Genomic DNA, 16,360 nt, shown 5'->3' on the forward strand with positions numbered 1-16,360 from the left:
GTGAGTATGGCTAAGTACGAAGTAATTCGCCCCTGGAATGGCGTGAAAGTCGGTGATGTGTTGGAGCTGGAAAAAGTGCACCCAGCATTGAAAGCCAACGTTCGTCCGATGCTTGGTGAGGCTGGTGGTGAATTGACACCGGCAACCCCTGGCGCGGGTAACGAAACCAAGTCTCGGAAAGAGACTATTGCGACCCGGCTGACTGAGCTGGGTATCGAATTCAAGGGTAACCTTGGTGCGGATCGGCTTGCCGAGTTGCTGCCTGATGGTGAACTTGAAAAATTGTTCCCTGCTGAATAACAGCCGCCGCTAAAGGCGGTTTTTTTATGCCCCGTTTCGGCGGGGTAACTCTTTCCAGGAATCAGCCATGGTGACTATCGAAAGGGCCAAAGAATACTTGCAGTCACAGGGTATCACTCTGCCTGATTTCGTCCTGTCCGCGCTGGTGGATCAGGCTAACAGCATTCAGGCGTGTCTGGATGAGCATTATCCTGAATCGACAGCGTTGCTCATTCAACTCTATCTATTAGCGCTGATGGGGTTGGGCCAGGGTGATAAATACATCAGCTCGCAAACAGCGCCAAGTGGCGCGTCACGTTCATTCCGTTATCAAGCATTCTCCGACCGCTGGAAGGGAGCGCTGAACCTACTGCGCGGGCTCGACAAATACGGTTGCGCTGCATCGATAACTCCACCTGACCCAACAAATAAAGCCTTTGCTGGACTCTGGATTGGGAAGGGCGGCTGTATGTGTGGGGGCAAGTGATGATGTGGGTTCCGGTAGCCGAACGTTTACCAAAGCCGTTTGAACGAGTCTGGATAAAAACCGACACCAATAAGCAAGCCACTGGCTTCGTGAGCAGTAGCGGTGAATGGACAATCAATTGCCCTCGAATCGCAACTGAACGGCCATCAGTGGTTAGTTGGAGGGAGTGACATGTCTTCTGTAGCTGATTGGTCGTATACAGCAGAGGCCACTTTCTGGCGCAACCTTGGCAACAGTGAAGCGGGCGATCCACTTGGATGGGCAATGCCTGAAATCATCATGTGCGATTACGAAGGTGGGTTATCGAAAAAACTGAGCAATATCGGTTCTGAGATAACGGTAAAAAATACCGTCTGGACTGAGTTTGTGGGGGCTAAGGCTGGCGACTACCTATTAATTGGAAAGTCTACAGCTGTAGACCCGATCGCTGCAGGTGCTGATGAAGTCATGCAGGTATTGCGGTATGCCGATACGTTTGAACGCCTCGCTGAAGATATCGCCATCCTTACTGGAGCGTAACCATGGGGGTAAAGATAAAGGGCATCAAGGCAGCACAGCGGCGTTTGGATGCTGTGGTAGAGGATGTTCGGACACGTAAAGCGGTTAGGGCAATCAAATCCGCAATGTTCATTATCGGTGCAGAGTCAGCACTGATGACGCCGATGGATACCGGCACCCTGGTGAACTCACAGTTCCAAGAAACCATGATTAACGGTACGCGCATTACTGGCCGCATTGGGTATTCCGCTAACTACGCCGTCTACGTTCACAACGCCAGTGGCATCATGAAGGGACTGCCTCGGCCAAACAACCGAGGTAATTATTGGGATCCGTCTGGCGAACCCAAATTCCTGACAAAAGCGGCCGAGAAAACTCGACGCCAGGTGGATGACATAATCCGGAAGGAGATGAAGCTGTGACCCCTCCAATGTATCGCCGCCTCCGTGACCACTTCGAAGATGCAGGGCTTACTGTTGGTTTCACCATCCAAATTCTGATGTGGAATGACACAGGCAAGCCATCCGATGCCTTCATTGTGTTCCGCTCAGGCGGTGGATCTGACGTTCAACATGACCGTGGTGGTGATTTTTTCGTGATGGTCGATGTAGTTGGCGCGAAGGGCAAGAACGCTGAAGCTGATGCTGCAGCGAACAGAATTGCTGATTTCATCAGTGACCAGGAAGGCGCTGATAGTTGCGTTGGGGCCATGAGGTTACTTGGTGGGCTTCCTGCACCTATTGTGTCGGCAGAAGGCCGTATCATTTACCGACTGCTGGTCTGCTGCACCTACGGCGAATAACCGCACATATCTATCCATCTGGCTGCCTACGGGCGGCCTTTTTTATTTGAAGAGGTAACACATGCAAGGTTGTCCAAATGACACCGGCAAGCTGATCGGTAAAGTTGCCGTTCTTCGTGCTGCATTCGGCTGTGCTGATGCACTGCCTGCTCTAAGCGACTGGAAGCGCCTTGGTGCGCTGACAACTAAAGGGTTCGACTTCTCCCCTAACACGGTGACGTCAGAGGCGGACGACACCAAAGGGCTCGTTGAGAGCCTTGTAACGAACATGGATTTCACCATTTCTGGGGAGGGTGAGTTCCGTAAAAAGGACAAAACCACTGAGATCGGTGCGATTCATATCTCTAAGTACATCTTTGATGAAGTGCAGGCGGGGCGGCAGCCAACCTTATGGCTTCGTTTCGACTTCGTAGGCGAAGATTCTGGTACCTACATCATGGGGTACTTCAACACCACATCCTGGTCTGGTGATTTCGGCGGCACTGATATCTCCACTTTCTCTGGTGAGTGGAAAGTTGCCGATGCCGATACCGTGGTGTTTGAAGTTGGCGATGATATTCCTGTTACTGGCGTAACTGTTGCTCCATCAACCGCCAGTATTGCCGTCAGTGCCACGCAACAACTTACTGCCACGTTTGCGCCTGTTGACGCCAGTGATAAAACCGGCACCTGGTCATCTTCTGCTACCGGCAAGGCCACGGTTAACCAATCAGGTCTGGTTACTGGTGTTTCCACTGGTTCGGCGATTATCACTTTCACCTCTAACGATGGCGCTAAAACATCGACCAGCGCGATCACTGTCACCGCGTAACTATCACAAAGGGCATGCACGTGCCCTTGATGATAATTATTCGAGGTTTAATCAATGATACCGTTCACCGAAATTGGCGAGATGCTTATCTCCGATACAGACCGCGATTACTTCTTTAGGCCGTCGTTCGCCAACATGTCGCGTATAGGTTCGCCTGCGGCGATTGTAGAGCGTTTTGCTGAGCTGCATACCAGTGACGCACCGCGATTGCTTGAGGCTGCCATAGGGGCATATGGCGAGGTCCCTGGGTGGTTACTTACCCATATTAACGCACCTTCTTTCAGTAGCGACGCCATCTTTGCGGGAATGATCGTCATGCAGGCATGCTGTGATGAAGATATCAGTGCGCTGGTGGGGGAGCTAAGACCGAGCAAAAGAGGAAAGCGGGCATTTGTGTTTCGCCATGGAAAGATGCCGGTAAGCGACATCATCGTGCTTGGGCAAGCCCTCATTACTCACGGCATTATCGGAAAGGCAAAGGTACGCAAGCTGCAGCGTCATGAGTCGAACAGTTACGTGAACGAGTTCAATGCGTTTGAGTACATAAGCGCCGCTCGGAACCACTTCAACATGCCGAGAGTGGAAGCTGAACAGCTCACGATGACTGAGTTCCAGCATCTTCTTGCTGCCAAATATCCTGAGCAGAAAGGCTTCACACGTGAAGAGTATGACCAGGTTATGGACGAAGATGAGAAGCGCTGGAAGGCGATGATGAAAACGCAAAAAAATCGATAGCCAAAAAACGAAGTCAAATCCATTTTGATGACGGATTTTCATGAGTATAGGGTGGGTCGCTTGATTTTTTCGATGTACTACAAGGCGAATAGAAGGCAATAGAAGGCAATAGAAGGTAAGAAAAGGCGCTGTCGACATTGAAACAATATGACTAAGGTAATACACTTCTCGGTAAGTGACGTGGCTGCAACCACGCATGCAGCCATCGATGAAGCAACATGTCGGTGGTTTTTTTGCAGTTATCTAGAGGTAAATATGAATCCATTCAATGTCATGACATTAGCTACACTATGCGGTGCGCTTGCGCAACCTGCGGTTATGGCACAGGAATTCATTTTGCACCCTGCTCCTGTGCTGGGTAGTTCGTTTGAAAACGATTCGGTATCACCAGATGGTATGGAAAAGTTTGCACATGAGCTTTCAACAGGAAAAGAAGCTGTTCTTAAACTGACTGAGCAGGCAGACTTTTACTATGTTGCTCTGATAAACGCAAAATCTGATGAGGCCAGAACTCTCGTTGCCGAAAATGGCACTGAGACTACAGAAGCGTGTGAAATGTTCTTGCGCGCATTTGAAGTGGCTGTGAAAAAAATTGCAGAGCAAAGTGACTTGCCTACTTTTGTGATCACAGAAATGCGCAGTTACTGGAGAGCAGTTGCTAAGGCGCGCTCTGCTGTGACTAGGCTGAACAAGTATACTAAGAGTCTGGTTGAAACTCCTAAAGTCTTCGAGGGAAGCACGAACCTTGATCACCTACGTATCTTGGCTTCGATGACAACCGAAAAGCTTGGTTCAATGTCGTTTCATTAAGAAGCGGGAAGAACGTGCATATTGATGCCTCTATAAATCAACAAACTAAAAGCGCTTTCTTTGATGACGTATTCACTAAGTTTCCGAGTTTAGAGGCTACGATTTTAGAAGACTTCATTAGATACAAAGCTACTGGAGATCTTCCTCATTACTTTGGAACTGACGTTGCGTATACGCAACCTCACGCAGCATTGAAAGCAGGGGTTATGCATATTCATTTATGCCTACCACCAAACAGTTTCCCAGCAAAGCGTCCACAAGCTGATAGAAAATGCCGCATGGGTGATCCTCTGAACGATGCTTGTCTGGTATACGTGCAAGGTGAGCTATATGAGAACAAATACTCTCTACTGGCAATCATGCACCCGGATGCTCATTCAATGGCAAGGAGGCATGAAGTAATGTCGTACCTATGCCGAGTAGCGACTGATTTTAGAGATCAAAACTAACCCACCCTGAGGTGGGTTTTTGCTTTCTTGCCCTCTCGTTTTCGTTGCCAGCGCCGCGCCCTCTGCTACCATCTATCCAATAATTACTTATGGGGATAGGGATGTGAAGAAACTTGTAATTCTCGCTTTGGCGATCATGCCTCTTGGCGCACTGGCTGCAGATACATTTAGCTGTATTTATTCTAAAGCGGCTGTAGTCAACGGGAAGATGGGGCAGATGATTGGCAGAGAACACGCAAAAGTTGAAGTGAATAATGGTGCTATGAAGGTTTATAGGCCAAATGGTACTTATCTTTTAAGTCCTCAGATGAAGGATGACATTAAAACTGCTTGGAAAGTTTCAGATGCCAGCAAAGCATATGTAATGAGCCAGGACTTTAAGAGCTTTGCTGTTTCTGACACGATTGCTAAAACAACTGAGCAGTGGGCCGAGTGCTCTTTAGATAAGGCACCAAGCACAGTTGCAGAGAAAAAAGTTAAGCCAACAAACTGGAAAAAAAGAAATATCACTCAAGCAGAAAAATCATATGTTGAGAAGGCAATTAAAGGGAGTCTAAAAGACCCTGATAGTGCCAAGTTTAAGCATTCGTACTATGTCTCAAATGGTGATGGGGCTTATTGCGGATTGGTTAACTCCAAAAACTCCTATGGAGGGTATGCTGGTGATACTCCATTTATGGCAATGATAATGCATGACAAAAAAGGGAATGCTACAGGGGCTGGTGTAATAGCTGTTGGTGGCGATCAATATGAAGTGCAAGCAACAATAGAAACCTGCAGAGATAATGGGTATTTCTAAGATATCCAATACTTGTAAACCTCGCTGCGGCGGGGTTTTTTTATGCCCGGAGATAGGTAAATGGCGAGTGGAACCAACGAAGGCAGCATTGTCTACCAGGTGGAGCTTGAGTCGCAGGCTTTGCTGGTGGGCCAGCGAAAAATTAACGCTAACCTTGATGAAATGGAAGGGCGATTTCTTGCTACTGGGAAGTCAGTTGGTGTTGCCGAAAAATCATTCCTATCCCTGTCTCGTGTAGCTGCAAGTCTAACTGCCGCGCTGTCAGTCCAACAGGTTGCTCAGTATGCCAATGCCTGGGTTGATGTAAGCAACAAATTGGTAAACGCAGTACGGCCTTCTGAGCAGTTAGCAGATGTCACACAACGGGTATTTGATATTTCCCAGAGTGCGCGATCGGGACTTGAAGCAACCGCGGCGCTTTATGGTCGTTTAGAGCGGGCTACACGAAGTGCGGGAACCAGTACGGAGGACCTCGCAAAACTTACCACGACAATAAATAAAGGGCTGGTGGTATCAGGCGCGACGGCGGAAGAGGCCAGTTCAACCATGATTCAGCTATCGCAGGCGCTTGCCTCTGGGGTTCTTCGTGGTGAGGAATTTAACTCCATTTCAGAAAATGGTTCTCGCATTGCAGTGGCATTGGCCGATTCACTTGGCGTTACAATTGGTCAGCTCAGATCGATGGCGGCGGAAGGTAAGTTAACCACCGATGTAGTTGTAAAAGGACTTCTTGGTCAAGGGGATGCAATAGCCAAAGAGTTCAGCAACACAGTAATGACTATGGGGCAAGCATTCCAGGTAGCGGGTAACAACATCACCAAGTTCGTTGGTGAATCAACATCAGTACAGACAGGCCTGAAAGTATTCAATGATACGGTTATTTCGTTAAGTGAGAACATTGATATTGCGGCCAGCGTGGTAACTGCTTTTTCTGCGGTTCTTGGTGGTCGGTATGTTGGTGCGTTGGCTTTGGCGACTCAGGCAAAAGTAAGTGACATGCTGGCCGCGAGGGCTCAGGCAGTAGCTGTGTCCTCTTCAGCAGCAGCAGCAGCGAATGCTGCGACCGTAACGGCAAGGAAGGCATTGTTAGATAAAGAAGCAGCATTATCATCGCTAGCTTTGGCGCAAGCTGAATATAACGTTGCTAAAGGATCGTCCGCCGAGGCATTTGCTTTAGAAAATCTCAACGCAACAAAGTCTATTGCCATCCAGCGATCAGCTGCATTTGCTGAGGCTCAGTTGGCACAATCAGCCGCCACGAGAACAGCAACCACGGCGGCAGCGATGGCAACCACGACTATTGGCGGGTTAGCTAGAAATGCACTGGCATTAATTGGCGGGCCCGCTGGGTTCGCAATGATAGCTGGGGCGGCATTATTCTATTTCTACCAGAAAACACAGCAAGCAAAACAAGAAGCTATCGATTTTGCAGACAAGCTTGATGGTGTGATCGCGAAGATGCGAACTATGAGCAATGTCCAGCTCGCTGCTGAAATTGATAAGGCAACAAAATCAATAAATGTTCAATCTGGCGAAGTTAAGAATAGCGAAGCGAGATTGGCAGGCCTCACAGCTAGGCTTGAAAATGCTAAGGCAGCTGTATCGGGGTTGTCTCAAGGGAACCTATTTTATTCAGATGCCATATCGAAGGTTAATCAGCTTGAAAGCGAGCATATTCAATTAACCGCACAGGTTGAGTCCGAACAATCGAAGCTAAGTCAGACGGTAAGCAAGGCAGGGATATTACGCGCACAGCTCAATGGCACTCTTGTGCAAGGTATTGACCTGCTTAAACGCGACGGGCACGAAGCTAGCGTGTCTGCTGGGCTGTTTAATCAGCTCGGAAATGCCTTGGATATTGCATCGAAGGCGAAGGATAAATTTAATTCATCCAGCATCAAGATTGAGCGCCCACAAAACATTCAGGATTATCTTGATAAGCAAGAGCAGCAAGTCGAACTTCAAAGTGAGCTTAACGACAGGAAAAGGGCGCAACTTAAAGTTGAACAAGATATTCGGAACTTGGCAGGAAAAGATAATACTGATGGGGCAAGCAAGGACCGTCTTGAGCAGGATATCCTGCTGGCTCGTCAACGCGCTGGAGCGGAGTTCGATGCTACCAAAGCAATTCAGGAGCAAAAGAAAGCCACCAAGGAAAGCACGGCCGAAGGGACAAAAGCAGCAAATCAGGCTGAAAGCATTGCCCAGAAGCTGGCAAACCTGAAACAGCAGTCGGACCTTGCTGCAGGATCCATTAGTGAATTAGGTCGTGAGCAGGCGATCCTGGCAGCGCAGCAATCACTAGGAAAGGGAGCGACGCAAACACAAATCTCCCTGGCTGGCGAATATGCGGCGAAAAAGTGGGACACGGCAAACGCCATCAAGGCGCAGGCCGCCGCCGAGAAACTACTGCCGGAGGCGCGAGAGAACGCCAGCTATACGCAGGACGTCAAGGATTTAAATACCGCTCTTGCTGCGAAGAAAATCAGCCAGGAACAGTACAACGCCACATCTGAGCAACTTGAACAGCAGCATCAGGTTGCTTTGGCACAGATACGTTCCGGACAGGCTGTGACACCACAGCAGGAGGCAGCAGGTTCAGTTGACCCAGTACAGGCGCTGGCAAATGAGAATGCCAAGAAATTAGCACTTATCCAGCAGTTTGAGACTGCCGGAACGTTGTCGCATGATCAGGCTATAGCTTTGCGTGCCGCTGCAGATCGGCAGTATGAGACTGACCGTGTTAATGCTCAATGGGCGCTGTTCACTCAGCAGAGTATTGGCTATGAGGCTCTCGGAGCTGCTGTTGACTCGTTTGGACAAGGTGCTAGTTCGGCGCTATCCGGCATCATCACGGGGACGCAATCAGCCTCTGATGCCATGAGGGGGCTTGCTGATACCGTTCTGAGTAGTGTCATTCAGACGTTTGTTGAAATGGGATTGCAGCAGGTTCGTGCTGCGATAATGGGTACAGCAGCCCAGACGTCAGGGATAGCGGCAGTAACGGCTGCGCAAGTCGCAGGGACGGCTACGACGACTGCAGCGAGCACTACTGCGGCTGCGGCCACTACAACGGCGTGGACACCGGCAGCCATCGTTGCCTCTATCGGTTCATTTGGTGGAGCAGCTGCGATTGGTATTGGTGCTGTAATTGCGGCTATGGCGTTATCCAGCGGTATAGCCGGTAAGCGTAAGAATGGCGGCCCTGTGTCTGCTGGCAGCATGTATCAGGTAGGTGAGGGTGGCATGCCTGAAATCTACCAGGCATCGAACGGCAGCCAGTACATGATCCCCGGCGATAACGGGAAGGTGATCAGCAATAAGGACATGCAGGGCGGCGGTGGCGGCGGCGGAGTAGTCATCAATATTCAGAATTACACGTCTGGAACGGTGGATGCTCAAGCAACCAACACAGCCAACGGCGTCACTATCGATGTAATAGTTGCTGACCTGGACAACGGAGGGCCGATAAGCCAAGGCATCTCACGAAACCATCAGGCCCCTCGCAGGGCGACAAGCTAACGACCCGCTCCGGCGGGTTTTTTATTACCGGGAGAAAACCGTGGCAATACCTTATCCCGACTGGCTATCCCTTCCTCAGAAGGCCAACAAGAGCCGCACGATTGATGCGGGGTTTCGCACTGACCAACCTGCAGTAGGCGCTCCCATCTTCCAGCGGCTGACCGATGACCTTAAAACCACCTGGTCACTGAACTGGATTTTCACGCTGCAGGAAGACCGAGCATTTGAGCAGTGGTATCGCAGCCCTCGCTATCTCGATAACGGCAACCAGTGGTTCACCATGCTGTGCAATCTTGGTGGTTCTGGTCTGCAGATGCAGGAGCTTCATTTTGTGGCCCCGCCGGTACAGACAAGCATCAACGGCAACACGACGACCTGGACGGGTAACGTTATCACCCGGAAGGTTTACAACCCGGATGATGAATTCTCAGACGTCATTGTAGAGCTGCCTCCTTACCAGTGGGGGATCATTGATGAAGTGGTTAACCGCGACATGCCGGAGTTTTAAATGCCAACGTTACGCGAATTTCAGTCTCAGCGGCCTAACCGCATCCTGTACGACACCATGACGTTCTATCACTCGACCTTTGGCTATATCCGCCTGGTGAATCGCCAGATTTACCCGAAGACGTTTGCGGGGCAGGTCTACACGCCATGCCGGATGGATGTATCAGAGAGCCAGCAGAGCAACACGCCGGTGATCAACGCCACAGTGAAGTTTGGCCGCCTGGCGCAGGACTTTAAGCAGCAGTTGAAACTGTGGCGCACCTTTTCACGGATAACGCCAATATCGGCCACGTACCAGCGATTTGATGCCGCTGACATGAATACGCCCCTCAAGCCATGGACGCTCTACGTTAAAGACGTGTCGATGGATGAGAGTGATGTCACGTGTTCGCTGACGCTGCAGAACCCGCTGAACAACAACATCGCCTTCCTCTACAACACAACTGACTTCCCAGGGCTAGCCAATGCATAAAACTGACTTTGTGGCCGCCATGGAGGGTAAGCCGTGGCGCGATCGGGCGTGTTCATTTGAGGCGGCTGATTGTTGGGGGCTCGTCGTTTTGTATTACCGCCATGTGTTGGGTATTGAGATACACCAAACGCCGGACTACGAAGCCGGTAGCGACTTCCTGACGTGTTTCGCGGGTGATGTTGTGTTCTGGCGGCAGGCAGAGAAGGCCGCCGACAGTAGCATATTTATCGCGTATTACGGCGCGGAGCCAAAGCATGTTGGTTTGGTGGTGAATGGCCAAGCATTCCATAGCCGTGGCGAGTCTGGACAGGTGCGTTTCGACAAGCTTCGGACGTTAGAAAAAGTGTTCACCAAAGTGGAGTTTTACGACTATGCCGTTGATCGAAGTTCAGCGCGTGCCGGGGATACCGAAAGAGCGACATAACCTCGCTGCAGGCAGCATGTTTTACCCCTGGCTGAAAGCGGCCAACCTGCATTGTGATGTTGAGATACTGAGGAACGGAGTAAAGCTTAAACCTGATGATGAACTTAACTTTCCGCTGAACCAGGGCGATATCATCAGCGTGTTTGACCAGCCAAAGAGTGGCGCACTCGGCACAATCTTGAACCCACTTGAACACTTCAACCCGATAAAGTTTACCCAAAAAATCCTTTCGTCACTCATCAAGCAGCCCAGCGCCAACGCAGCCACAAACAACTCTAAGACTTCACCGAATAACAGCCTGAAAGGGCAAACAAACATTGCCCGTAACGGTGAGGCAAAGCCTGATAACTACGGTCAGGTGAGGGCGTTTCCAGACCTGATCCAGGAGTCTCTATTCGAGTACACCAATAACATCAAAAAGGTGACCGAGTGGATGAACTTTGGCCTGGGCAAGTATGACGTGACGTCTGTTCGCTACTCAGAGTCGAATCTTGGTGCTCTAGCGGGTGCCTCATACCAGATCTTCCAGCCAGGCCAAAACATACCGGTCATCAATGAAGGTTTTGCGTTCGATGATATCGACGGTCAGGAATTGCCAGGGCCAAACGAGAGCGAAGACTTCCCTGCTGAAACGGCTACGACAACCACGGATATGGTTTCAGGAGAATTCGTTGCCGGTCAGGCCAAGGTGAAAATTAAGCAAAATAGTGACTTCGACTACTTCTATGATCTGCCGAAACCGCACTCAGTGTCATTCGTGGTTAACGTCACCTACAACACGGTATCTGGCCCAGTAACGCGGGATATCACTGTGTTTGCTGACCTAACCAATGCTACGACTACCGATGATGGTGCTCCGATAGATCCACAACATTTTTATGAGTTTACTTTTTCAAACTTGGGCGGCAATGACATTGGGCAGATACCAGGTGATGCGGTTATCAACACGACGATATTCACGCTGAATGATAACGAGCCTCTGGTGATCGGCCCGTCTTTCTCTCCAGTGGCCGGGGAGCAGCTCTGGATACACCTTCAGGCTCAGTTGGGTCATGGTGATTATGCCAGGACAACAGTGACGTGGTGGAAAGTTGATGATGACAATAACCAGCTACCCGGCACATCTGAGCTACTCAACATTGGTCTGAACAACGATGATGAGAATTCAGACACCAAATACGGAACATTTAAGATAACTCCGGCCGCTGGCTATGGGCGTTATGCATTGCAATTTGTCAGAACGAATAACAGCAATGATCACTCCGTCCTTAAAGTTGAAGCTGTTCATATTGTCAGAACGCGAAACAACGTCACTTACCCAAATGACACACTGGTTACGGTCACTGTAACAGCGACGGAAAGAGCAACAAGTTCACGCGACCGGAAATACAACGCGCTCATCACCCGTCACGTTATCAGTTATGACCTTGCAACCCAGACTGTCGATTACACCGAAAGGCCGTCACGCTCGTTTGCAGATGCAGTGTTGCACACTTGGTTAAAAATGGGTGGGCAGGCTGAATCCAGCATCGACATTTACGAGTTGTATTCGATAGCCGCATCCCTCCCGGATCCGCGGCTAGGCTACTTCGATTACACGTTTGACGATGAAGATATATCTCTTGGGGCAAGGGTGCAGACCATTTGTGACGCGGCCACGGTCACTGCGTTCTGGGATGACGGTGTGTTGTCGTTTACGCGTGACGAGCGCAAGCCTAACGCGGTTACGGTGTTCAACCGTGCTAACACCAAGGCGGAGGATTACAGCCTCTCATACGACATGACACTCCCTGGTGGATTTGACGGTGTGCAGGTCACTTACAAGAACCCAACAACAAACAAACAGGCATTCATTCGCTATCGGATCACCGGTTCAACCATAGAAGAGGGCGAGCCAGTCAAGGCGAAGAAGTTCGACATGCTTTATGTCAGGGATGCTTATCAGGCGCGTGATAGGGCGATGAAAGAGGTTAGGCGGTTGCTTTATTCCCGACAAACGATGTCGATAAGGGCCTTGTCTGATGGGGAGTGGGTAAACGTAGGGCAGATGGTCCAGGTACCTGACATCTACGATGCCAATCAGCAGGATGGGTATATCGTTGCCAGGAATGGGAATGATTTTGACACAAGCGAACGCATTGAATGGCAGGGAGACATGTTTGTCATTGTCACCGATGCAAATGGAACCCCTACTGCGAGAGTCCAGGCATTTCCACGTAGCGACACGATATTCGGATTCACCGCAGCAGTACCGGCAATAACCCTCAATATCTTTGATGGCTACAACGTGCAGTCACCCTCCCGCTATGTCATCGCCACGCAAGTGGAGATGGATGCGACCAAGTGGACGATCACCGAAAAGAAACCCAATGGCGACGGGACTACCTCGTTAACCATGTCTGAATATAACGATGAAATGTATAATTACGAGGTTACAGCGTAAATGACTACACCTACCAGCAAACCAATACCAAGTAATGATGTTACTGATTTAAAATTTAACGCTGAGAAAATTGATGAGGTAGTTAACTCTGGCGCTGAGAAGTACGTAGACAGATTTGGGATTGAAAGATTTACTCTGACTGGCATCCGTAACAATCTATCACCGCTTGGGAAAACATACACTGCAGAGCAAGCTGCAGCGGCTATAACTTCAGGCGAAATACAAGAGGGGGCTTTCTTTTTTATTTGGTCAGCAGATGAAAATATTGTTGCTGAAAAATATCAAAACATTGGTGGGATAATCACTCCTACCGGGGTTAAAATATCAAGTGAGCAATTTGTACAGATGGTATATCAACAGGCTTTAGATAACCTTGCTGCCATTTCTCATTTAAATAACAAAACAAAAACTCTGAAAAATTACGCATCTTCTGATTGGCAGTGGTCTTTAGAAGGTGCTGGTGGGCCATCAGAAACAGCTATGGCACTCGATAATGACTTCGGGTTGTGGCTTGCAGGATTGAAATCGTCTATTCAGGATTATATTGAGCAACTGATTCCGAAGAATATAGCGAACCGTTATCAGAATATGCAATACGTCCTCGTTGCTAAAAATGGCATTGATGGACTGTTGACCATTAATGATAACGGTGATCTTCGAATGGTTGGTATGGATGACATCCTGCAGGATCGGCTGGATGCTATTTGCTCAACCACATTCTCGCGCCGTGTCGTAGGCTTCCAGTTTGTCATTTTCACTTCAGATATGAAAACGGCACTCTTTGCGATTGATGACGATGGCGGCTTGCATGTGGCAGGAATTGAAGGGCCTCTACAAGACAATCTCGGAGAGTCGTTAGTAACGATAAAAACTGTAGGCGGGGTGCCAGCAGCGGCATGGCGTGGAAATGTAGTTTGGTCTGAGCGGCCGGTTCTCACTGCGCAGAAGCTAACTACATCAGGGTTTGTGCTCAGCTATATGCCAGGCGGTGAGGCGACAACAGGCTCAGGGGTTATGTATGTCCCATCAGTAAGGGAAATGCCGCTAGAGGCGCAGGAAATTCACGGTGGAGGTTCTGCAGGGCAGTCGCTCAATACACCGTACGACCAAGCTGGCTCCAATATTGTGAACCGTGACCCTGCATTTCGTGGGAGGGCGTTAGCCGGTGCCAATGGTAAACCTGAGGGGGAAGGTACAGACGCGGTGGTAGAAGAGGATTTAACCAACCTGAACGATTTGCAATATCCGACATACCGTCAGGGAAACGTATTGCCGCTTTATAACGCGTTGCTTTCCGAAAATCCTGGTAATCAGGTTTTCATTCATTCACCGTTCGCTGCTGGTGGGCGTTCGTTTGCTCAGATCAGCAAGGGAACAATTCCTTATCAAAACGGTGTCAAATATGTTCAGTTAGCGAAGAATGCCGCCGATGGAGTAGGTAAGCCTTATACCTTCAAGTTTTTGACGTTCGAACATGGTGAAACCGATAACGACAACGGTAGTTCACAAAACCCTGGTGACTACTTAGCGAAAATGAACCCCTATTTTTCTGGCCTTCAGGTGGACTTTAAGGAGATATCTGGGCAACAAGAAAACTTTATCACTGTAATTGGTCAGCTTGGCAGCAGGATTAACACGAAAAACCAGCCAGTCGATGAAGCTGGAAACCCTATTGGTACGCCGGTAGTAGTTCAGCCGTATTCGGTTGCAGCCACAGATCAACTCAATTATGTACGGCAGAACGCATCTACTGCAATAATGTATGGCCCTAAATACCTTCTTAATTGGTTATATGGCGTAGATTTGAGCCATATCAACGCCAATGGGAAAGTATTGCAGGGGGAGTATACGGCTCAGGCAATTTATTGGCATCTTTATGACCCTGCAAGAAAGGGAACCTGGACTGGGCTGAAAGTTAAATCATTAACACGTAACGGTTCTACTGTTGATTTACTCTGTGATGTGCCATTCGCACCAATTGTTATCGATTCAACATTCATTGCCGATTGCCTAAATAAAGGAATTGGACTTGAAAATAATTCGGCTACAGTACAGAGCGTTTCTGTTGTTGATGGCAATATAATTCGTGTCGAATTTGACCAAGCCCCTGCAGATAGCGATATGCTGCTTATTGGCTTCACCAATACCACACCGCATTCAAATGGTTCAATTTATCCGCTGACATGCTTTAGGGATTCATCCCCACGAAAATCGCGCTGGATTACAAAAAACGGCCAGCCTTTCCCGCTTTATAACTGGGCATGCCTTGATCGCCTTCCACTGACCGGAGAATTTTAAATGACAGCAGCAATTAACACAGGTAAAGCCTATGCGGGTTTCCGCCCAGCCCTCGATTTATCAGCATCTATACTAGACCCGCAGGCACTGTTCAATGCCTATAAGGCCCGCGTAGTTGCTGATGGAGGAACTATTCCAGATGAAACAGGGTGTCTGGCGCGTTTTAATTTTCTCCTGAGTAACGGGATGTATGACCGTGCAACTGTCTGCGCAGTTCCAGCTTTTGGCCTTAAAGTTGATGGCTCAGGGAATGTTCAGGTGGTATATAACCTGCTTGGTGCCTCCGGTGATTTGCTCGCAGGTTCCCAGGGCACTCCGCCACGCGCTATGACTTACGATGCAACCGCTCGAGCAGTCATCATTCAGATCACTTCTGGCGGTGGCTGGTTCCTGAAAAGTCGCGCTAACCAAATTATTCAAAAAGGTAAAACGTATCTGATCGCTGGGCGCATGAGTGATCTGGATCGGGCTGATAATAATGGCATCCATATGGGATACAACATTAACAATCTGTCATTGGCATTCATGCGCACAATGATCACGAACAATCAGGCGACAACAGAAGCATGGCGTTACGGTACGCGTGATAGTGCTTGGCCAGCAGGAACTGGCGGTGCGATTGCGGCGGCCACAACACTTTATGCGGACTATATCCCTTCATCTGGATTGTTTAAGGTTTCCTCAGGTGTTATTGAGGGATATGAGAAAGGGAAATTATCAGCACAATCACCAGTAGCCACTACAGGTAAGCTCGCAGACTTGAGCGGTTATACTGCTCCTTTACTTGTTGGAGGGCAGCAGGGTGCCGGTAGCGTTGGTGCTTGCTATGGAGCATTTATGGACGCGCTATATCTGCATACGGCTGATGAATCTGATGCTGTGCTTGCTTCACGCCTGGGTATGTAGTCCATTATGCCGGGATGGACCCCGGCTATTCATCAAAACTATCTTTCTTTACCGATCAATATCCTACCTTTCTAAGAGATTTCCGAACTTTCCCCCGCCAAAAACTTGCGTTTATACT

17 protein-coding genes are annotated in these 16,360 nt (G+C 49.3%); all 17 read left to right on the plus strand.

All coding sequences use genetic code 11. The annotated features are described in order from the left end of the window. Positions 1-6: 6 nt before the first annotated feature. The 17 genes from AC1RKG_RS08130 to AC1RKG_RS08210 all read left to right on the plus strand — a co-directional run bounded on the left by AC1RKG_RS08130 (position 7) and on the right by AC1RKG_RS08210 (position 16,242). Positions 7-300 (plus strand): hypothetical protein, encoded by a 294-nt coding sequence (locus AC1RKG_RS08130; RefSeq protein ID WP_493182658.1) that lies wholly within the window; start codon positions 7-9, stop codon positions 298-300. A gap of 67 nt (positions 301-367) precedes the next feature. After that, positions 368-766: a DUF7370 family protein gene (locus AC1RKG_RS08135; protein WP_187961395.1), complete on the plus strand. Its 399-nt coding sequence runs from the start codon at positions 368-370 to the stop codon at positions 764-766. Positions 767-937: 171 nt separating this feature from the next. Next, positions 938-1,285: a hypothetical protein gene (locus AC1RKG_RS08140; RefSeq protein WP_261448212.1), complete on the plus strand. Its 348-nt coding sequence runs from the start codon at positions 938-940 to the stop codon at positions 1,283-1,285. Positions 1,286-1,287: 2 nt separating this feature from the next. Beyond that, positions 1,288-1,686 (plus strand): HK97 gp10 family phage protein, encoded by a 399-nt coding sequence (locus AC1RKG_RS08145; RefSeq protein WP_493182661.1) that lies wholly within the window; start codon positions 1,288-1,290, stop codon positions 1,684-1,686. After that, positions 1,683-2,066, plus strand: a complete 384-nt coding sequence (locus tag AC1RKG_RS08150; RefSeq protein WP_493182663.1) for a phage tail termination protein — start codon at positions 1,683-1,685, stop codon at positions 2,064-2,066. The genes AC1RKG_RS08145 and AC1RKG_RS08150 overlap by 4 nt, the downstream gene beginning before the upstream one ends. Before the next feature lie 61 nt (positions 2,067-2,127). Continuing rightward, complete coding sequence (locus AC1RKG_RS08155; protein WP_493182665.1) at positions 2,128-2,877, plus strand: Ig-like domain-containing protein; 750 nt, start codon at positions 2,128-2,130, stop codon at positions 2,875-2,877. Between the two features lie 54 nt (positions 2,878-2,931). Beyond that, positions 2,932-3,612 (plus strand): DUF6246 family protein, encoded by a 681-nt coding sequence (locus AC1RKG_RS08160; protein WP_493182667.1) that lies wholly within the window; start codon positions 2,932-2,934, stop codon positions 3,610-3,612. Positions 3,613-3,792: 180 nt separating this feature from the next. Beyond that, positions 3,793-4,422 (plus strand): hypothetical protein, encoded by a 630-nt coding sequence (locus AC1RKG_RS08165; RefSeq protein ID WP_493182669.1) that lies wholly within the window; start codon positions 3,793-3,795, stop codon positions 4,420-4,422. 14 nt (positions 4,423-4,436) lie between these two features. Beyond that, positions 4,437-4,871: a type II toxin-antitoxin system YafO family toxin gene (locus tag AC1RKG_RS08170; RefSeq protein WP_493182670.1), complete on the plus strand. Its 435-nt coding sequence runs from the start codon at positions 4,437-4,439 to the stop codon at positions 4,869-4,871. Positions 4,872-4,974: 103 nt separating this feature from the next. Next, positions 4,975-5,670, plus strand: coding sequence for a hypothetical protein (locus tag AC1RKG_RS08175; protein WP_493182672.1), 696 nt, complete (start codon positions 4,975-4,977; stop codon positions 5,668-5,670). A 60-nt stretch (positions 5,671-5,730) separates the two neighbouring features. Continuing rightward, on the plus strand, positions 5,731-9,192 hold the full coding sequence (locus tag AC1RKG_RS08180; RefSeq protein ID WP_493182674.1) for a tape measure protein: 3,462 nt from the start codon (positions 5,731-5,733) through the stop codon (positions 9,190-9,192). 40 nt (positions 9,193-9,232) lie between these two features. After that, positions 9,233-9,700 (plus strand): hypothetical protein, encoded by a 468-nt coding sequence (locus AC1RKG_RS08185; RefSeq protein WP_493182676.1) that lies wholly within the window; start codon positions 9,233-9,235, stop codon positions 9,698-9,700. After that, complete coding sequence (locus tag AC1RKG_RS08190) at positions 9,701-10,171, plus strand: DUF1833 family protein (protein WP_493182678.1); 471 nt, start codon at positions 9,701-9,703, stop codon at positions 10,169-10,171. Next, positions 10,164-10,595, plus strand: coding sequence for an NlpC/P60 family protein (locus AC1RKG_RS08195; RefSeq protein WP_493182680.1), 432 nt, complete (start codon positions 10,164-10,166; stop codon positions 10,593-10,595). The genes AC1RKG_RS08190 and AC1RKG_RS08195 overlap by 8 nt, the downstream gene beginning before the upstream one ends. After that, complete coding sequence (locus AC1RKG_RS08200; protein WP_493182681.1) at positions 10,543-13,038, plus strand: host specificity factor TipJ family phage tail protein; 2,496 nt, start codon at positions 10,543-10,545, stop codon at positions 13,036-13,038. Before AC1RKG_RS08195 ends, AC1RKG_RS08200 begins: the two co-directional genes overlap by 53 nt. Next, a complete protein-coding gene (locus AC1RKG_RS08205) occupies positions 13,039-15,336 on the plus strand; it encodes a hypothetical protein (RefSeq protein WP_493182683.1) in 2,298 nt (765 codons plus the stop codon). It begins immediately after the preceding gene. After that, entirely contained in the window at positions 15,337-16,242 is a 906-nt protein-coding gene (locus AC1RKG_RS08210; protein WP_493182685.1) for a hypothetical protein, read from the plus strand. It begins immediately after the preceding gene. Positions 16,243-16,360: the final 118 nt, after the last annotated feature.

The organism is Serratia sp. GW822-FHT06D09 (assembly GCF_058799515.1).